Source organism: Actinomadura barringtoniae (assembly GCF_017573505.1).
Classification (GTDB): Bacteria; Actinomycetota; Actinomycetes; order Streptosporangiales; family Streptosporangiaceae; genus Spirillospora; species Spirillospora barringtoniae.
Window position 1 is genome coordinate 359,412 of the sequence record NZ_JAGEOJ010000001.1, and the last position, 18,510, is coordinate 377,921.

The following is an 18,510-nucleotide window of genomic DNA, read 5'->3' on the forward strand; positions in this document are numbered from 1 at the left end:
GGCCCACGTCGTTCGTTGACTGAGATCCAATGGCGGTCGTCGGGCTGTGGCACGACGACCGATCCCACGAGAGTGGCGGGCTCCTCCATGCCACGCCGGTACACCGGACGGCGGTCCGGCACCGGCGGGACGTGCTCGCTCACCCTGCCGTTCCGGCCGGCGACGGCGCCCGGACGGACGGCATGGCCGCGGCCGCAGATGCACGGACTCTGAAAGCCGAGCTCGTCGGGTTCGACCCGATAGACGGCACAGAGGTAGTGCAAATACTCGGGGCCGGGACGCTTGTAGCCGCTCTCATAGGCAGACAGCAGCGTCTCCCCCAACCGGGGCGTCGGCTTGCCGTCCACTTCGTAGAGCGCGCGTACCTGCGCGACGATGTCGGACAGCGCGACACCGTGGGACAGGCGGTGCGCCTTGACCCGACTCGTGCCGAACAGCGGCCCGCACTGATCGTGGATCTCAGCAGCGATCTCAGCGGGGTAACGCCCTCGTGCCAGGCCATGCGCGCGTATGCGACGCGCGATGTCCGTCTCTTTCCGAGGGGGGTCCGTCATCGGTTCCGGCCTCCTCACCGCTGAGTCCGGGATCCACCTTCCCTAAAGGGGAAGAAGGGGCCCGATCACGGCGACCGGTATCTAGATGGCCACGACAGATAATCTCTCGCGCACGCAGCGTAACTCTCGCAACGGGGCAGGCCAAGCCATTCTCGGGGAAACCGAGACGCTCCGCCGGGCATCTTGGCCCACGGGTAGAGATTTATCCTCCGGGGTGGTGCGAACCTCCCCCTGAGGTGGGGTAATCCGGTACTCCGACGGTCGACCGCCCCCTTGACCCACCCCCGTGAGAGTTGCAATTCTCGCGGCGTGTAACGGAGCAGATCCAGAGAGTTCGATCACACGGGATAGACCGAGCAGTCCTCGTAGCACGATCGATGGAGGGGGTGCGCAGGTGGTCAGCGACAGACGCGTCGGCTACCTCGAGGAGCTGGAGCACGAGCTCGACACGCGCGGGCTGGTGGCGCGCGTGGTCCGCACACGTTCGGGGCCGGCCTTCCTCCGGGTGGTCAACCCGGAGGCGGCGAGCCTGGCCGAGGACGTGACCTGCGCTCCGGCTCCCGATACGCCCGAGCACTACTACTGGTGGTCGTGGGGCGAGCGCATGCACCGGGTGGACGACCCGGTCGGCGCGGCCTCCAAGCTCGCCCACGTCCTGCAGGTCTATCACCGCGAGAGCCGCGAGGCGCTCGAACACCACGTCGACCACGTCGCGGACGTCCGCGGCCTGGAGCCGCAAGGGTTCACGGCCCTGCGCCCGGCCGGGGCGAGAGAGTGGCCACCCGGCCACCATTGAGCCGGGCGTGTCCCGTGAGGTCACGGCCGGAACGGCGCGGCAGCCGGGCCTCACGGGACACGTTCGTCATCCCTCGTACCGCACACCTTCCCCTCGCACCGAATCCACTCACACCGAGTCCGCTCACACCGAGTCCGCTCACACGGGGTCCGCTCGCATCGGGTCCGCTCGCACCGGGTCCGCTCACACCGGACCCCTCGCGCCGAATCCACTCACACCGGATCCCTCATACCGGATCCCTCACACCGATTCCCCTCGAACGATCCCCGCGGCGCACCACCGGGGCGCGCGCTGCCGGGACTCCGCCGAGGCGCCACCGGGCCGCTACGGGGCGCCGCCTCGCAGAGGCGCCTCTTCTGACCACCGTTCTTCTGACCATCGCCGCGGTATAAGGATCCTCCACCACGATCACCGAGAGTGATCACCTCGAAGCTGTCGCGGGTCCGAGCCCCACGCCCGTTCTCGGATCCGCGGCATGTCACCAGCCCCTCCCCGGCCGGGGTCTCCGTCAACGCCCGGCGCTGTACGAACCGCTCGTCACCGTCCCCTACGATCGGCTCGTACCGCCGCAGGTCCACGGCGACGTGGCGGAGACATCCACAACCGGCCGGGGAGGGTCTGCCAGCATGTTGATCTCACTCAGCGTGTTGATCACACCGCTCTTCGGAAGGGTCGACCCCGAGCAGGTACAGAAGGTCTGCGGACCCGAACCCAAGCTCCCCTGCAGGCTCGGCTATCAGTTCGGCGGCAAGGACACCGCCGACTTCATCCACAGTTATTCCATCGACTCGTGGACCAACAAGATCGTCGCGATCATCATGACGCTGGTCATCGCGCTGATCCTGCGCAACATCGCCAACCGCATGATCACCAAGATCACGCTGCGGATGGCCGAGGGCACGATGTCGGAGAAGGTCCGGGAGCGCACCCGGACGGTGTTCGACGGCAGCCCGGCCCTGCTCAACCAGCGGCGAGCGCAGCGGGCCAAGACACTCGGCTCGGTGCTGCGCTCGGTCTCCTCGGTGCTGATCCTCGGCACGGCGGCGTTCAGCGTCCTCGGCTCGATCGGGCTGAACCTCGCGCCGATCCTCGCCAGCGCCAGCGTCATCGGCGTCGCGGTCGGCTTCGGTGCCCAGAACGTCGTCAAGGACGTGCTGGCCGGGCTGTTCATGCTGCTGGAGGACCAGTTCGGCGTCGGCGACGTGATCGACGTCGGGACCGCCAAGGGCACCGTCGAGGCGGTGACGCTGCGGGTCACCCGGATGCGCGATGTCAACGGCGTGGTCTGGTACGTCCCGAACGGCGAGATCAAGAAGGTCGGCAACGAGTCCCAGAACTGGGGCCGCGCCGTCCTGGACATCCCGGTCGACATCGCCGAGGACGTCGAGCGGGTCAAGGAGATCCTCCAGACCACCGCCGACGCGATGGCCGCCGAGGCCGACTGGACCGAGCTGATCCTGGAACGGCCGTCGGTGTGGGGCGTCCAGGCGCTGGCCGGCGACGCGGTGATCGTGCGGATCGTCCTGAAGACCGCGCCGGGCAAGCAGGCCGATGTGGCCCGCGAGCTGCGCGAACGCGTCAAAAAGGCATTCGACGAGGCCGGCATCGCGGTAGCCACCCCCGCCCCCGCAACCTGATCAAGTGACCCGTCGCACATCGGTGGCACCTCCCCCTCGCATAGGGTGGGGAGTGCCATGACTCAACAGGTGACCTTCTTCGAAGCGGTCGGCGGTGAAGAAACCTTCAACCGGCTCGTACATCGCTTCTACCAGGGCGTCGCGGAGGACCCCCTGCTGCGCCCCCTCTACCCGGAGGAAGACCTCGGTCCTGCCGAGGAGCGGCTGCGGCTCTTCCTCATCCAGTACTGGGGCGGCCCCAACACCTACAGCGCGCAACGCGGGCATCCGAGACTCAGGATGCGGCACGCGCCGTTCGTGATCGGCGAGGCCGAACGCGACGCCTGGCTGCACCACATGCGCGAGGCGGTCGACGAACTGGAACTCCCCGAACAGCTCGAGACGATGCTGTGGAACTACCTCACGATGGCCGCGCAGAGCATGGTGAACGCACCCTCCTGAGCGGGCAGCACGGGATGCCGCGGGGCAGCACGGGATGGCGCGCGCTTCCGGGCGGGTAGCCCGGGATGGCGCGGACAGCGCGCCCTTCCAAGCCGACAGCACGGCACGCGCGGAGTAGCGGGGCTGACGCGGAGTAGCGCGCGCTTCCGGGCGGGTAGCACGGGATGGCGCGGACAGCGCGCCCTTCCGAGCCGGTAGCACGGCATACCGCGGAGTGGCGGGGTAGCGCGGGTAGCGCGCCCTTACGAGCGCGTAGCGCGGGATGGCGCGGACAGTGCGCCCTTCCGAGCGCGTAGTGCGGGATGGCGCGGGATGGCGCGCGCAGCGCGGGATGGCGCGGGTAGCACGGGAGGCCGCGGGTAGTGCGCCCTTCCGAGCCGGTAGCACCGCATGCCGTGGGGTGGCGGGATGGCGCGGGGTAGTGCGTGCTTCCGGGCGGGTAGATCGTCGGTTATGAGCCGCTTCCCTCGTGAGGGGACGACCCCCCACAGCCCCCGGCAGCCGCAGGATGCTCCGTGGTGGCGCGACGCCGTCGTCTATGAGGTGTACGTCCGCAGCTTCACCGACTCCGATGGGGACGGCGAAGGCGATCTCCAAGGCATCCGGTCCCGGCTGGGGCGGCTGCGCGACCTCGGCGTCGACGCGCTGTGGTTGACGCCGTTCTACCGTTCACCGCTGGCCGACGGCGGCTACGACGTGGCCGACTATCGCGATGTGGACCCGCGCTTCGGTTCGTTGAACGATTTCGACGCGCTGGTCGCCGCCGTTCACGAGCACGGGCTGCGGCTCATCGTCGACATCGTCCCGAACCACACCTCCGATCAGCACCGCTGGTTCCAGGAGGCGCTCGCCGCGGAGCCAGGTTCTCCCGCCCGGGAGCGGTATATCTTCCGCTCGGGTAGAGAATCCTCCTCCTCGGAGCGCTCTGCGGAGGAGGAACCTCCTACCGACTGGCCGTCGGCTTTCGGCGGGTCAGCGTGGAAGCAACTGCCTGACGGAGAGTGGTTTCTTCACCTTTATGCGCCCGAGCAGCCCGACCTCAACTGGCGCAACCCAGAAGTGCGGAGCGAGTTCGAGGACATCCTGCGTTTCTGGCTGGATCGTGGCGTGGACGGTTTCCGCATCGACGTCGCGGCGGGTCTTTTCAAGGACCCCGAGTTCCGCGACCTGGGCGACCGGAGCCGTCACGTCGTCGACGGGCCCATCTACAGCCGTCCCGAGGTGCACGAGGTCTACCGCGACTGGCGGCGGATCATCGACTCCTACGAGGGTGAACGGATGGCCATCGGCGAAGTCTGGACCGACAGCCCCGAGGACCTCGCGCTGTATCTACGGCCTGATGAGCTGCACCAGGCGTTCCAGTTCGACCTGCAACTGGCGAAGTGGTCGGCATCGGCGTTCCGGAAAGTCATCACGGACACTTTGGCGGCCATCGAGCCGACCGGCTCGGCCCCCACGTGGGTGCTGTCCAGCCACGACTCGGTTCGGCACGTCACGCGCTACGAGCAACCGGCCGGGCCTCCAGGCATTGGCACGCCTCCGGGCATTGGCGGGCCTTCAGGCATTGGCGGGTCTCCAGGCATCGGCCTTACGCGGGCACGGGCGGCCCTGCTGCTCCTGCTGGCGCTCCCCGGGTCCGCGTATCTCTATCAGGGCGAGGAGCTAGGCCTGCCCGAGGTAACCGATATCCCGGAAGCCGCACTCCAGGACCCCATCTGGGAACGCAGCGGCCACACCAAGCGGGGCCGGGACGGCTGCCGCGTGCCGCTCCCCTGGTCGGGTAAGAACGAGCCCTTCGGCTTCTCCCCGGGTGACGCGCGTCCGTGGCTGCCCATGCCCGAGGCGTGGCGTTCCCTCACCGCCGAAGCGCAGGACGAGGATCCCGCCTCAACGCTCTCCTTCTATAAGGAGGCGTTGGCCGCTCGCAGGAAACTGCTTCCCGACCTGCCCGACACCCTCGAATGGCTGGAGTTGGGCGACGACGTGGTGGCGTTCCGGCGCGGGCCGCTCACCTGCGTGCTCAACTGCGGGAACGCGCCAGTGCGGCTACCGGATGTGCGCCTATCGGACGTGCCGCCACCGGACGTGCGGCTACCGGGCGAGCGCCGGCTCCTGCTCGGCAGCGCGCCCGTCGAGGGTGACCTTCTCCCAGCCAACGCCTCCGCGTGGCTCCTTGGTTAGCGAACGCGGGCGCGGGGCGACGCTGACCGTGAGGCCGCCGCCCGGGTTGGCCGCAGCCGTCGCCTCCCACCCGTGAGCGTGCGCGATCGAGGTGACGATGGACAGGCCGAGCCCGGTCCCCTCGCCGCGCTTGTGGCGGCGTGCGTTGAGGCGGCGGAACGGTTCGAACAGGTGCGGTACGACCTCGTCCGGCACCTCGGTGCCGGTGTTGGAGACGGTCAATCCGGCACGGTCGAGGCGGACGTCGATCCGGCCGCCGGGGACGTTGTAGCGCAGGGCGTTCTCGAGAAGATTGCGGACCAAGTGGCCGAGCAGGACGGGATCGCCGTCCACGCGTACCGGCTCGGTGCGGGTGTCGATCGTGATGTCGCGGGCGTCCGCCTCCGGCTCGTGCTCGGAGGCGACGCGTTCGACCACCTCGTCGAGCTCTACCAGTTCGGTGCGGTCGAGGCCCTGGTCGCTGGTCGACAGCAGGAGCAGTCCCTCGATGAGGCGTTCGCTGCGGTCGGCGACGTTCAGCAGCTTGGACCGGACCCGCGCGACGCGTTCGGGCGAGGGGTCGGCCAGCCCGATCTCCAGCGCGGCCCGCTGCACGGCAAGCGGGGTGCGCAGTTCGTGCGCGGCGTTGGCGACGAACCGCTGCTGTGCCGACACCAGGCTTTCGAGGCGGTCCAGCATGCCGTCGAAGGTGTCGGCGAGGTCCTTCAGCTCGCCGGGCGGGGCCTTGAGGTCGATCCGTTCGCTGAGGTTCTCGCCGGAGAGCTTCCGCGCGGTGGCGGTGATCGTGTGAACGGGCCGCAGCACGCGGCCCGCCATCCACCAGGCCAGGACGACCGAGAGCACGGCGAAGACGGCGAGCGCGATCAGGGAGACGATCATCAGCTGCTGGAGCGCGGTGTCCTGAGTGACGTTCGCCAGCCGCGCGATCGTGATCGTCTTCCCCTTCTGGAGCTGCGCGACGCCGTTGGCGTCCATCTGCTGCGCCGGTACGGCACGGCGAAAGTCCACCGTGCTGTTGAGCGGCATCGCGGCGGTGGTGCTGATCGCCGAGGGCAGCCGGGTGCCCAGCTCGCGCCGCATCAGAAAGTAGACCAACCCGATCAGCCCGCCACCCGCGATCAGCAGCAGCCCGCCATAAAGCGCGGTAAGCCGAGCCCGCGCCGTAATCCGCACCGAACCAACCCCACTCACGCCCCCACCCCCCTAACACCAGCGCTCGTGGGGCCGGTGATCGTGGAGCCGGCGCCGGTGGCCTTCATGCGGTAGCCGGAGCCGGACACGGTCTCGACGACGGCCGGGGAGCCGAGCTTGGCGCGCAGCTTGCTCACCGTCACTCGGACCGCGTTGGAGTTGTAGCTGATGTGTTCCTCCCAGACCTGCTCGATCAGCTCCTCGGTGCAGATCACCGCGCCGTCCGCGCGCATCAGGGCCTCCAGCACGGCGAACTCCTTGCGGGACAGGTCGAGGCGGCGGCCGTCCCGGTAGGCCTGGCGGCGCGGGATGTCCAGCCGTACGCCCGCGCATTCGATCACCGGCGGGAGCGCGGGGCGGGCGCGGCGGCCGAGCGCGAGCACCCGGGCCACCAGTTCGTCGTAGGAGAACGGCTTGGGCAGGTAGTCGTCCGCGCCCAGCCCGAGGCCCTCGACCCGGTCCCGTACGGTCCCCGAGGCGGTCAGCATCAAGATCCGGGTGAGCAGGCCACGGCCGACCACGTCGCGGCAGACGTCGTCGCCGTGCACCTCCGGAAGATCACGATCGAGCACGAGGACGTCGTAGTCCATCGCGTCGAGCCTGCGCAGGGCCTCGGCGCCGTCGTGGGCGACGTCGGTGGCGATCGCCTCCGCCCGCAGCCCGTCGGCGATCAGCTCCGCCAGGTAGTCCTCGTCCTCAACCAACAGCACGCGCATGCCATCAGGTCTACCTGACCAGCCATTTCGAAAAGATAAAGCTCGGAGAGGGCCCTGAGGCGGGATGGATTAGAGAAACGAAACATCGGGGTCGGTCAGCCTCGTCGAGGTCGCCGGGACGTCCAGGGCCCGGCCATGATCGAGAGGACTCCAGCGCATGATCGGCCAACACCGCATGATCAGCAGCCGACACCGCCTGCGCATGACCGCCGCGGCCTGCGGGATGGCGGCCGTGGCGCTTCTGGGCGCCGCCTGCAACGGCTCCGGCTCCGGCTCCGGCGATGGCGACAAGAAGGGCTCCGGCTCGTCCAACGCCGCGTCCGGCAACGGCTCCTCGATGGACCAGGGGCTGAAGCTCGCCAAGTGCATGCGCGAGCACGGCGTGAACATGCCCGACCCGAAGGCCGGCGAGGACTCCCATTCGATCTCCATCGGCGGCGACGGTTCCAGCCCGGAGAAGATCCAGAAGGCCATGGACGCCTGCCGGAAGGTCCCCGGCACCGGGCTCTCGTCCCAGAAGGAGCTCACCCAGGCCCAGAAGGACAAGATGATCAAGTTCGCGCAGTGCATGCGCCAGAACGGCGTCAACATGCCCGACCCCAAGTTCAGCAGTGGCGGCGGCGCGGCCCCGGCCATGCGGCTGCCGGACGCCGGGCCGGAGAAGGACAAGTTCGACAAGGCCAACAAGGCCTGCGCCGCGTACGCCTGACGATGGGGCATCGGACGATGAAGCGAAAAACGATCATCGGCGCCGCGGCGGGGGTGATCGTCGCGGCCACGGGGGCCGGGGTCGCCGTCAACGCGGCGACCGGCGACGGCGGCAACGGGGCAGGAGCCGCGAGCGGCGACGCGCCGCCCGCCGCCACCGCCCCCGTCGAACGCGGCGACCTCAGCGACAGCACGTCGGTGTCGGGCACCCTCGGCTACGGCGGCGCCCGTAAGATCAAGGCGGGCGCGGGCGGGACGCTGACCTGGCTGCGCGGCACCGGATCGACGGTCCGGCAGAACGGCAGGCTCTACGAGCTGGACGGCAAGCCCGTACGGCTGATGTACGGGTCGCGGCCGATGTACCGGAACCTCAAGACCGGCGACAAGGGCCCCGACGTCCGCCAGCTCGAGGAGAACCTGCGCGACCTCGGCTACGGCTCCGGCCTGACCGTCGACGAGACGTTCTCCGGCGCCACCGCCGACGCCGTCCGCCGCTGGCAGCGCGGGCACGACGCCAAGGCCACCGGGACGGTCGGCCCCGGCGAGATCGCCTTCGCGCCCGGCCCGGTCCGGGTGAGCGGCCGGGACGCCTCCACCGGCGACCGGGTCCAGCCCGGCGCGCCGGTGCTGTCGTCGTCGGATGCCGAACGCGTCGTCACGATGAAGCTCAAGGTCGACGAGGCGAGCCTGCTCAAGAGGGGCACCAAGGTCTCGGTGGAACTGCCCGGCGGCGGCACAGCCAAGGGGACGGTCCGTTCGATCGGTACCACCGCCAGCAAGGACAAGGGCGACGGCGGCGGGGGCGACGGCGAGGCCAAGATCGACGTCACCGTACGGCTCGACGACCCGGACAAGGCGGGCGGCGTCGACCAGGCGCCGGTCACCGTCGACCTCACCACCCAGACCCACAAGGACGTGCTGTCGGTGCCTGTGCAGGCGCTGCTCGCGCTGCCCGGCGGCGGCTACGGCGTGCAGGTCGTCGAGAGCGGCAAGCCTCCCCGTACGGTCAAGGTCGAGCTCGGCATGTTCGGCAGCGGCCGGGTCGAGGTGTCCGGCGGCGGCCTGCGCGAGGGCATGCAGGTCGGGGTGCCGCAATCATGATCGGTTCGAACCCTGTCGTCGAGCTGGAGGCCGTGCGCAAGGACTACCCAGGCGGCGTCGCTGCGCTCGCCGGAGTGGACCTCACGATCAGGTCCGGCGAGCTCGTGGCGATCGTCGGGCCGTCGGGGTCGGGCAAGTCCACGCTGCTGCACATCGTCGGCAGCCTCGACCGGCCGAGCGCCGGGGACGTCCGGATCGCCGGGCACGACGTGAGCCGCCTGTCCGACCGCGAGCTGTCGGCCCTGCGCGCCCGGCACCTCGGCTTCGTCTTCCAGTCGTTCCACCTGGCCGGCGGGGTGACCGCGCTGGACAACGTGGCGGACGGCCTGCTGTACGGCGGCCTTCCCCTGCGAACGCGACGCCGGCGTGCGGCCGAGGCGCTGGAACGCGTCGGCCTCGCCGACCGCATGTCCCACCGCCCGCACGAACTCTCAGGCGGCCAAAAGCAGCGCGTCGCAATCGCCCGCGCCGTAGTCGGCGAACCCGCGCTCCTCCTGGCCGACGAACCAACCGGCGCCCTCGACTCCGCCTCCGGCGAAGCGGTCATGGCCCTCCTTCACGATCTGAACGCAGAGGGAGCAACGATCGCCGTGATCACCCACGACCACGAGATCGCCTCTGCCCTCCCCCGCCAAGTCCGCCTACGCGACGGCCGAATAGTCACCGACACCCCGGCAACGGCGGTGGTCACCCAATGAGCCCCCGCCGCAAGTCGAACCCCGGTCACCCAATGAGCCCCCGTCGCAAGCCGAAGCCCGGTCACCCCCCGGACCCCGATCGCGCAGCGGAGTCCGGTCGTGCGGCGGGGCGGTTGTCGCCGGCGCGGCTCAGCATGGTGGACGTGCTGCGCACCGGGTCGGTCGGGTTGCGGACTCGGCCCGTGCGGGTGGTGCTGTCGGCGCTCGGCATCGCGATCGGCATCGCCACGATGATCGCCGTCGTGGGCATCTCGGCGTCCAGCAAGGCCGACGTGCTGCGGCAGCTCGACAAGCTCGGCACGAACCTGCTGGTCGCCACGCCCGGCGAGTCGATGTTCACCGGCAAGAAGACCGAGCTGCCCGAGGGCGCGGAGAAGATGGTGCTGCGCGTCGGCGGGGTGGAGCGTTCGGGTGCGATCGGGTCGATCGACGGCAGCGTGCGGCGGTCCGACAAGATCTCGGAGGACGAGACCGGGGGGATCGCGCCGCAGGCCGCGACCGAGGGGCTGCTCGGCACGCTGCGCGGGAAGATGAAGACCGGCGCGTGGCTCAACAAGGCCAACGGCCGCTACCCGTCGGTCGTGCTCGGCTCGGTGTCGGCGCAGCGGCTCGGGATCACCGCGCCCGGTCAGCAGGTCTTCCTCGGCGGCCGGTACTTCACGGTGATCGGCATCCTGGACGACCTGCCGCTCGCGCCCGAGATCGAACGGTCGGCGCTGGTCGGCTGGGACGCGGCGAAGAAGTACCTGGGCTTCGACGGCCACCCGACCTCGGTGTACGAGCGTTCCGCCGACTCCGCGGTCGGCTCGGTGCGCGACCTGCTGCCGCGCACACTGAACGCCGAGAACCCGCAGGACGTCAAGGTCACCGACCCGTCGCAAGCGCTGCAGGCCAAGGCCGCCGCCGCGGGCGCGTTCACCGACCTGCTCCTCGGCCTCGGCGCGGTCGCGCTCCTGGTCGGCGGCGTGGGCGTCGCCAACACGATGATCATCTCCGTGCTGGAGCGGCGGCACGAGATCGGGCTGCGCCGCTCGCTCGGCGCGACCCGCGGGCACGTGCGGATCCAGTTCGTGACCGAGTCACTGCTGCTGTCGGGGCTGGGCGGCGTGGCGGGCGCGGTGCTCGGCTCGCTGGCCACGGTCGCGTACGCAACGGGAACAGGCCTGCCGCCAGTGGTGCCGCCCTGGGCGATAGCGGGCGGCTTCGGCGCGACGCTGGTCATCGGCACGATCGCCGGCCTCTACCCCGCCGTACGGGCCGCCCGCCTCTCCCCCACCATCGCCTTGCAGACCGCCTGACGGTCTGGCCGCCGAGCGGCCGGGCTAGGTGGCGGGTTGGCTGTTTGGCTTTCTGACCCTGCGCGCCGCACGTCGCTGGGGCTGGTCGTTGAGGGGCGGTCGGTCGCGACTTGAACGGTGTGCAGGATGCCGACGGCCCCGGGCTCTGGGGTGCCCGGGGCCGTCGTTCGCGAGTTGCACTTAGTTCAAGTGCGGGTCACAGCGGCGGACGTCCCTGCAGCTGCAGAACGTCGACCGAGTCGTTCCCCGTCACCGACAGGGCGTTGGCCGGGGCCGTCACGTTCGCCCAGCGCAGCAGGTCGGCGGTCGCCTTGGCGCGCTGCGCGGCCGGGAGGGCGGCGATGAGCCTGCCGCTGTGGTTCATGCCCGGCGCGGTGTAGACGTAGGAGTCGCGGCTGCCCTTGCCGAGGCGGAAGCGCTCGGAGCCCCACGGGTCGTTCGAGCCGTACAAGAACATCAGGCGGCTGCCGTGGCCGCGCACCCAGCTGTCCACGTCGCGCATGGCCTTACCGCCGTCGAAGCGCATCGGGATCGAGCGCGGGACGTAGGTGCGGGGCTGGTAGCTCTTCTCGTAGCGCAGCAGCGGGCGCAGGCTCTTGAACTGCGGAGTCGGCCAGCCCAGCTGCGTGCCGGCCTGGTAGTAGTACGGAATGTAGGGCGAGAGGCCCTGGTCGGTGTAGAACGAGACGCCGGAGATGTCGTCGAGGCTCTTGAAGAGGTCGTCGTCGGAGGCGTTCACCGCGGGCAGCGTCTTGCAGTCCGCCTGCAGGTGGTACTGCCAGAAGCCCCACTCGTAGTCCATGACCGAGTTCTCGAACGCGCGGTCCGGCGTGCGCAGGATCTTGAACGTCTGCTTGTTGGCGGCGGCCGCGGCCTTGAAGCGCTTGAGCATCGCCGGGCGGCGCTTCAGGAACTCGCGCGCGAGCTGCTTCACGTGCGTGCGGCACTGCGGGTCCGTGCCGACCGTCTTGAAGAAGTTGTCGTACGCGTGGTCGTCGTTGTTGTTCACGTCGTTCGGCGCAACGTAGACGATGCTGCCGTCGACGTCCTTGGGGTAGAAGCGCTTGTGGTACGTGGCGGTCATGCCGCCCTTGCTCGCCCCGGTGGAGATCCACTTGGCCTTGTAGATCTTCTTCAGCGCCGTGACGATGCGGTGCTCGTCCGTCGCGGCCTGCCAGATCGTGTCCTTCTTCCAGACCGCCGGCTCGGGGCGCGAAGGGGTGAAGAAGCGGTACTCGACCGAGATCTGGTTGCCGTCCACCAGCGAGGTGGGCTCGGACTTGAACATCGTTTCGGGCGTGTCGTACCCGCTGGTGTAGAGCACCATCGGACGCGCCGCGTCCTTGTGCTCCAGCATGATGCGCTGCTCGAACCAGCGGCCCTTCGGGTTGCGGTGGTCGACCGGCTGCCGGTACTTCAGCCAGAACCAGCGGTAACCGGGCAGGGTCGAGGGCTTCTCCTCGACCGTCATGCCCTTGATCGCCTTGAGCTGCGCGGCGATGTCGCCCGCCGGGCTCGCGGCCGTGGTCCGCGCGTTCCCCTGCGCACTCCCCGCCTGCGCGTACGCCGCGGCTCCGGTCCCGGCCAGGCCGGTCGCGAGCAGCAGGGCCAGCGCGCCTCGTGAGACGTTCCGCATGGCACCCCCTTCACGTGTTCACGTGGGATCTCCACAATTCGCGTCGCGACCCTAGAGGGAGATGTGGGGCGAAAACGGATTCATGTTGCGCTTGTTATCCATCCGTGACGGCCCGGTTGTCAGCACCGCCGCGCCGACACCCTCCCGTCATCGTCGGCGGCATTGTCGGGGTCCTCCGCCAGGCATAGCGTCGGAGCAGTCGGCCCACAGTGACCGTGCGGTTCCACACGGTGATCTCAGTGAGGAGAGGCGCGATGTTCATCCAGATCATGCAGGGCAAGGTCGGCGATCCCGGCGAGCTGAAGGCGGCCGCCGACCGCTGGGCGCACGAGCTGGCGCCCGGATCGATCGGCTGGCTCGGCACCACCGCGGGCGTCACCGGCGACGGAACGTTCATCGCCCTCGTCCACTTCGAGTCGCCCGAGGCGGCTCGGCAGAACAGTGACCGGCCCGAGCAGGCCCAGTGGTGGGCCGAGACCTCCAAGCTCTTCAGCGGCGAGGTCACGTTCCACGACTGCACCGAGACCGAGGTCTGGGGCGGCGGCGGATCCGACGCGGCCGGCTTCGTCCAGGTCATCCAGGGCCGCGTCCGCGACTTCGCCGGCCTCGTCGACCACATGCGCCAGCAGGACGAGAAGGCCATGCAGGCCGCCCGCCCCGACATCATCGGCGGCGTCAGCGCCGCGCACCCCGACGGCGGCATCAGCGACGTCCTCTACTTCACCACCGAGGCCGAGGCGCGCGAGAACGAGCGCAAGGAGCCGCCGGAGCAGATGAAGGCGATGATGGAGGAGATGATGAGGTTCTACGAGGGCGACGAATTCACCTACCTCGACCTCAAGACCCCCTGGCTCTACACGCGCTAGCCCGTGCCGGCTCAAACCCTCGCTCACGCGCTGACCGCGTGCCTGCCAGCGCAGCGCCACCCGTCGACTCACGCGCTGACCTGCGCTGGCTCACATGCCAGCTAGCCCAGGGCCAAGCGCTAGGTCAGCGGCTGACCACGCCCCGGTGTTCACGCGCGGTGTTCACGCGCGGGGGGCGCGCTGTGTCACGCGCTGTGTCACGCGCTGTGTCACGCGCGGGGGGCACGCGGGGTCACGCGCGGGGTCACGCGCTCACCGCGTGCCGGCCAGCATCGGGCCGTACGCAGGCTCACGCTCAAGACGCGCGCTGACCCGCACCGGCCCACGCGCCCGACGGCGTGCTAGACGGCGCCGCCAGTCAGCAGATGGGCGAGCAGCCAGCCGAGCCCGATCAGCAGGGCCAGCCGGCGCAGCTGCCAGCCGAACGGCTTGCCGCGCACGGCGAACACGCCCCAGATGAGCTCGGACAGGGTGTCACCGGGCTGCCGGTTGAAGACCGCCGGCAGCTCGATGGCGAAGAACATCAGAATCCAGAAGATCCAGGCAGCAAGAAAGGGGGACATCACAAACCTCGGGGAGACGCTTTACTGATTACTCCCCGTGGTGAGAGATCGACTACCCCGAGTGGGACGGCGGATACAATGCATGACCGTCGTCCCAGGGGGCGAGCCGCTCGAAGAGCCGTTCGTCATGCCAGCGCCCGGCCACGTGAATGTGCCGCCGCGCGACCCCGATCGGCTCGAACCCGTTCCGCCTCAGCACCGCCTGCGACGCCTCGTTGTCCACCCTGGTGAACGCCTCGACCCGGTGCAGCCCCAGCTCGCCGAACGCCAGGTCCAACGCCAGCCGCAGCGCCTCCGAGCCCACACCCTTCCCGGCCTGCTCCTGCGCCACCCAGTAGCCCACGAAACAGCTCTGGAGCGGTCCACGCAGGATGTTGTTGAGCGTGATCCGGCCCGCGATCTCCCCGTCCACGAGGATCGCCCCGGCCCACATCTCTCCGCCGCCATGCGCCGCGACCAGCCCCAGCAGGTTGTCGCGCTGCCCCTCCACGGTGAAGTACGTCTCGTCCCGTTCCGGCTCCCAGGGCCGCAGGTACTCCCGGTTGGCCACGTAAAGCTCCGCCAGCGCCCCCGCGTCCTCAACCCGCACCGCCCGCAAAGCCACCACACGAGCGCCAAGCGGCGCCACCGCGACCGCCTCGCCGGACACCGCGCTGCCCATGCCGGGCGCCGCACTGTCGATGCCGGACGCCGCACTGCCGGTCCCGGACGCCGCACTGCCGGTCCCGGACGCCGCACTGCCGGTGCCGGTGCCGGGCATCATGCTGCCGACGCCGAGTGCCGTGCCGGAAGCACCGAACGCTGCGCTGGAAATGCCGGGCGCCGTGCCAGCGACGCTGGCTGCAGCGCCGGAAATGCCGGACACCGCGCTGCCGGCGCCGTACACGACACTGCCGACGCCGGACGCCGCACTGTCGGTGCCGGGCGTCATGCCGCCAACTCCCGACGCTGCGCCGGAAGTGCCAGACGTACCGGACACCACGCCAGCGGTGCTGAATGCCGTGCCGGAACGGCCGGACGCAGAACTGCCGGTGCCGGGCGCCGTGGTGGGGGTGCCGGACGCCGCAGTGGGAGTGGCGGGCGCCATACCAGCGATGCTCGATGCCGTGCCGGGCGTGCCGGGCGCCGTGCCGGATGTGCCGGGCGCCATACCAGCAGGGCCGGTGCCGGGCGCGGTGCTGGCAGGGCCGGGCGGCGTGCCGGATGTGCCGGGGATGCCGGGCGCCATACCAGCAGGGCCGGTGCCGGGCGCGGTGCTGGCAGGGCCGGGCGGCGTGCTGGGGGTGCCGGGGGCGGGGCGCTCGAGGACGGGGGCGTCCGTCGGGGCGGCGCGCAGGGCGGCGGGGGCGGGGTCCGGCAGGGTGGCGTCGGGGGCCAGGTCGGGGAAGGCGGTCATGGCGAGGGTGGGAGGTAACGGCCGATGAACTCCCGTTCTTCGGGGGTCCAGCGGCGGAGGCGGTTGTTCTCCACGTCGAAGGCGACCAGCGTGGAGGTGGCGGTGGCGAAGATCTGGTCGTCGTCGCGTACCTCGTAGGCGAGGCGGAACGAGGCGGCGCGGGCCTCGGTGACCCAGGTCTCGACGCGGATCGGGTAGACGGTCGGCAGGATCGGGGCCTTGTAGTCGATCTCGTGGCGGGAGATCACCATGCCGCGGACGGGCTTCTCCCCCTTGCGCACCGGGTCGCCGTGGAACATCTCCAGGCGCGCGTCCTCGAGGTAGCCGAGGAACTTGACGTTGTTGACATGCCCCTGGGAGTCGATGTCCCCGAACCGGAGGTTGAACTCGTACACATGCCGAAAGTCGGCCGGGGGCGGATTCTTGTGCGGCATGTCCTCGCCTGGGGGGTCGGTGACGGTGCTCGGCCGATGCTACCCGGCCTCCGAGACCTCCTCGCCAGGAGGCACCTGCGATGTAACACCCCTTTAACGTGGGGTCATTCCGCTCGGGCGCGACCGGGGGCACCGGGGTCACGGGCCCCCGGGCACTCCGTTCTGGCGGCCCTCTAGGGGCGGTCGATCATGCTCGCGGCCGGGTCGGCGGTCGCGGCCTTCACCAGACCGATGAACTCCTCCAGGCACGACATGCACTGGGCCGCGTGGCGGCTGAGGAGCTGGATCTCCTCCTCCCGCAGCACGTCGTTCTGCGGTTGGAAGTCGCGAACGTAGGTGCAGCCGTCGCTGAGCTCGGCGCCGGGGGCGGGCAGGGCCGTACGGCCGCCGGGGCCGAGGGGGCGCTGACGTCGCCGCGCCACCGCGGCCAGCATCTCGTCGATCTTGTCCGCCGCCTCCGGGTAGCCGGCTCCATAGGCCTCCGCGTACGCCGTGGCCGCCTCGGTGACCAGGCGGTACTCCTCGCGTTCGGCGGCCGGGGCGTCCTGTGCAGTTCGCCTGGCGCTCCGTTCGGCCAGCAGGTCCAGCACCTCGCCGAGCCGCAGCGCCGCATCCGCGTGATCATGCTTGGCCGCCACGCCGTACCAGCGGGCCGCCTCGCCGAGGTTGCCGTCACGGTCGTTGCGGCGGCCGAGCTCGTACGCGGCCTGTTCCAGCTCCAGCGAGTCGAAGAAGGCCGCCTGCCTGGCCCTGGCGAGATCATCCCGCTGCCGGCGCCGGTGTTCGGCCTCGATGTCGCTGAGCCGCACCGCGTAGTCGGCCTCCGGCATCGACGCGATCGCCTCCGCCGCGACGGCCAGCAGGCCGTCCAGGCTCACGGTGTCCAGGTCCACGTCAGACCCTTCCGATCTTGATGACGGGCGGGGGTCCGGGGGCACGCAACAGCTCCTCCAGTCGTTTGCGGGCGCGGTGAACGTGGGTCTTGGCGCTGCCCTCGCTGAACCCGAGGATCTCGCCGACCTCGGCGTGCGGGAAACCCAGGAGATCGTGGAGCGCCAGGGCCTCGCGCTGCCGCCTGGGCAGGGAACGGATCGCGTTCATCAGGTCGAGGCGGTCGTCGGTTCCGCCGTGGCCACTCACGTTCGGGTCTTCCGCGGAGGCGAGGGACGCGGGCCCGCCGTCCCCGCGGGTGAGCATGTCATCGAGCGACGTGCACTGTTCACGCGCCTTGGCCAGCCAGCGCCGCAGCATCTTCGTGGCGACCATGAACAGCCAGGCGCCCGGCTTGTCATAGGTCAGCAGGTCGTCCCAGTGCCGGCGGGCCGCCAGCATCGCCTCCTGCGCGACGTCCTCGACCCACCTACCGTCGGAGGTCTGCGAACGCAGGTAGCCGGTAAGGCGCGGCATCCAGTACCCATAGAACGCGGGGAACGACGACAGAGTCTCCTGACGAAGACCGCCATCCAGATCGTCCCGGCGCACACGACCCGAATCGTCCCGGCGCGCACCCCCCTGGTCGTCTCGGCGCGCGGCGCCTAGATCGTCCCGACCTACGCCCGGGCCGCCTTGGCGAGCGACACCCAGATCGGCCGAGCTCGCACCATCCAGACCGCCCTGGCTCGCGCCACCCAGGCCGCCCTGGCTCGCGCCAGTTAGCTCGTCCCGGGGTGCGGTGCCCTGATCGGCCGGACTCTCGGTACCCAGATCATCTCGGGGCGCGCCACCCAGATCAGCCGGGCGCGCGGCGCCCGGCTCGTCCCAGCGCGCCGGGCCCAGATCGTCCCGGCCTACGCCGCCCAGGCTGCCTCGGCGAGCGGCACCCAGACCGTCCGGACGCACGCCACCCAGATCGTCCTGGCTCGCACCGCTCAGATCGCCCTGGCTCGCGGTGCCCAGATCGTCCCGGAGCGCGGCGCCCTGATCGTCCTGGGGCGCGGCGCCCAAGTCGTCCGGGCCAGCGCCACTCAGGTCGTCCGAGCTCGCGGTGCCCAGATCATCTCGGGGCGCACCCCCCAGAACGCCCTGGCTCGCGGCACCCAGGTCGTCTGAGCTCGCGGCGTCCGGGTCGTCTTGGGGCACGGCGCTCAGGGCGTCGTGGTCGGGGGCGTCCGGGGGCTCCTGGGGAGCCGGCCGGTCGTTCACCGCGGTCTCCCATCCACGCGGACGGCCAGGGTCACCCGTACCGAGAGCCAGCGGGGCAGCGTCAGCAGAAAGGCCAGGCCGAGCCAGGCCAGCGATTCGATCACGGAGTCTCCTCTGTCACGGGAAGGCCGCGCGGTCTCTGCGACGGCCTC

General features: G+C 70.3%; 17 protein-coding genes and 2 pseudogenes. 11 read left to right on the forward strand and 8 right to left on the reverse strand.

Translation table 11 applies throughout. The features are described 5' to 3' along the window. Window positions 1–29: 29 nt before the first annotated feature. From J4573_RS53520 to J4573_RS01565, 5 genes and pseudogenes are all read left to right on the forward strand, one after another. Window positions 30–578 carry a hypothetical protein gene (locus J4573_RS53520; protein WP_243772290.1) on the forward strand — a complete coding sequence of 183 codons (549 nt, stop codon included), beginning with the start codon at window positions 30–32 and terminating at the stop codon, window positions 576–578. A 370-nt stretch (window positions 579–948) separates the two neighbouring features. Next, window positions 949–1,350, forward strand: a complete 402-nt coding sequence (locus J4573_RS53525) for a hypothetical protein (protein WP_307796447.1) — start codon at window positions 949–951, stop codon at window positions 1,348–1,350. 626 nt (window positions 1,351–1,976) lie between these two features. Continuing rightward, window positions 1,977–2,987: a mechanosensitive ion channel family protein gene (locus tag J4573_RS01555; RefSeq protein ID WP_208253365.1), complete on the forward strand. Its 1,011-nt coding sequence runs from the start codon at window positions 1,977–1,979 to the stop codon at window positions 2,985–2,987. Window positions 2,988–3,056: 69 nt separating this feature from the next. After that, a pseudogene (locus tag J4573_RS01560) lies at window positions 3,057–3,422 on the forward strand (globin); the annotation flags it as partial. A 459-nt stretch (window positions 3,423–3,881) separates the two neighbouring features. Next, window positions 3,882–5,609: a glycoside hydrolase family 13 protein gene (locus tag J4573_RS01565; protein ID WP_208253367.1), complete on the forward strand. Its 1,728-nt coding sequence runs from the start codon at window positions 3,882–3,884 to the stop codon at window positions 5,607–5,609. Here J4573_RS01565 and J4573_RS01570 read toward each other — a convergent pair. After that, on the reverse strand, window positions 5,520–6,782 hold the full coding sequence (locus J4573_RS01570; protein WP_307796448.1) for an ATP-binding protein: 1,263 nt from the start codon (window positions 6,780–6,782) through the stop codon (window positions 5,520–5,522). The genes J4573_RS01565 and J4573_RS01570 overlap by 90 nt on opposite strands. Before the next feature lie 83 nt (window positions 6,783–6,865). Then, a pseudogene (locus J4573_RS01575) lies at window positions 6,866–7,516 on the reverse strand (response regulator transcription factor); the annotation flags it as partial. A gap of 175 nt (window positions 7,517–7,691) precedes the next feature. On the opposite strand from J4573_RS01575, the gene J4573_RS01580 reads away from it, so the two are divergent. The 4 genes from J4573_RS01580 to J4573_RS01595 all read left to right on the forward strand — a co-directional run bounded on the left by J4573_RS01580 (window position 7,692) and on the right by J4573_RS01595 (window position 11,321). After that, complete coding sequence (locus J4573_RS01580; RefSeq protein WP_208253369.1) at window positions 7,692–8,225, forward strand: hypothetical protein; 534 nt, start codon at window positions 7,692–7,694, stop codon at window positions 8,223–8,225. Between the two features lie 17 nt (window positions 8,226–8,242). Continuing rightward, window positions 8,243–9,325 carry a peptidoglycan-binding protein gene (locus J4573_RS01585; protein WP_208253370.1) on the forward strand — a complete coding sequence of 361 codons (1,083 nt, stop codon included), beginning with the start codon at window positions 8,243–8,245 and terminating at the stop codon, window positions 9,323–9,325. Then, the gene (locus J4573_RS01590) at window positions 9,322–10,023 is read left to right on the forward strand and encodes an ABC transporter ATP-binding protein (RefSeq protein ID WP_208253371.1); all 702 of its coding nucleotides are present in this window, start codon (window positions 9,322–9,324) and stop codon (window positions 10,021–10,023) included. The genes J4573_RS01585 and J4573_RS01590 overlap by 4 nt, the downstream gene beginning before the upstream one ends. A gap of 134 nt (window positions 10,024–10,157) precedes the next feature. Continuing rightward, entirely contained in the window at window positions 10,158–11,321 is a 1,164-nt protein-coding gene (locus J4573_RS01595) for an ABC transporter permease (RefSeq protein WP_243772385.1), read from the forward strand. A 196-nt stretch (window positions 11,322–11,517) separates the two neighbouring features. Here J4573_RS01595 and J4573_RS01600 read toward each other — a convergent pair whose 3' ends face one another. Beyond that, window positions 11,518–12,957, reverse strand: coding sequence for a S28 family serine protease (locus J4573_RS01600; protein WP_208253373.1), 1,440 nt, complete (start codon window positions 12,955–12,957; stop codon window positions 11,518–11,520). Window positions 12,958–13,211: 254 nt separating this feature from the next. Between J4573_RS01600 and J4573_RS01605 the strand changes: the two genes are divergently transcribed. Then, window positions 13,212–13,823 carry a hypothetical protein gene (locus J4573_RS01605; protein ID WP_208253374.1) on the forward strand — a complete coding sequence of 204 codons (612 nt, stop codon included), beginning with the start codon at window positions 13,212–13,214 and terminating at the stop codon, window positions 13,821–13,823. A gap of 341 nt (window positions 13,824–14,164) precedes the next feature. Here the strand turns inward: J4573_RS01605 and J4573_RS01610 are convergent, their stop codons facing one another. After that, complete coding sequence (locus J4573_RS01610; RefSeq protein WP_208253375.1) at window positions 14,165–14,386, reverse strand: hypothetical protein; 222 nt, start codon at window positions 14,384–14,386, stop codon at window positions 14,165–14,167. Window positions 14,387–14,438: 52 nt separating this feature from the next. Further along, entirely contained in the window at window positions 14,439–15,317 is an 879-nt protein-coding gene (locus J4573_RS01615) for a GNAT family N-acetyltransferase (protein ID WP_208253376.1), read from the reverse strand. A 58-nt stretch (window positions 15,318–15,375) separates the two neighbouring features. Here J4573_RS01615 and J4573_RS01620 point away from each other — a divergent pair, with 58 nt between their 5' ends. After that, window positions 15,376–15,810 (forward strand): hypothetical protein, encoded by a 435-nt coding sequence (locus tag J4573_RS01620; RefSeq protein WP_208253377.1) that lies wholly within the window; start codon window positions 15,376–15,378, stop codon window positions 15,808–15,810. On the opposite strand, the gene J4573_RS01625 is transcribed toward J4573_RS01620, so the two are convergent. The 3 genes from J4573_RS01625 to J4573_RS55885 all read right to left on the reverse strand — a co-directional run bounded on the left by J4573_RS01625 (window position 15,779) and on the right by J4573_RS55885 (window position 18,358). After that, entirely contained in the window at window positions 15,779–16,216 is a 438-nt protein-coding gene (locus J4573_RS01625; protein ID WP_208253378.1) for an acyl-CoA thioesterase, read from the reverse strand. The two genes, J4573_RS01620 and J4573_RS01625, sit on opposite strands and share 32 nt — an antisense overlap. Window positions 16,217–16,389: 173 nt before the next feature. Further along, window positions 16,390–17,109 (reverse strand): hypothetical protein, encoded by a 720-nt coding sequence (locus J4573_RS01630; RefSeq protein WP_208253379.1) that lies wholly within the window; start codon window positions 17,107–17,109, stop codon window positions 16,390–16,392. Between the two features lies 1 nt (window position 17,110). Continuing rightward, the gene (locus tag J4573_RS55885) at window positions 17,111–18,358 is read right to left on the reverse strand and encodes an RNA polymerase sigma factor (RefSeq protein WP_208253380.1); all 1,248 of its coding nucleotides are present in this window, start codon (window positions 18,356–18,358) and stop codon (window positions 17,111–17,113) included. Window positions 18,359–18,510: the final 152 nt, after the last annotated feature.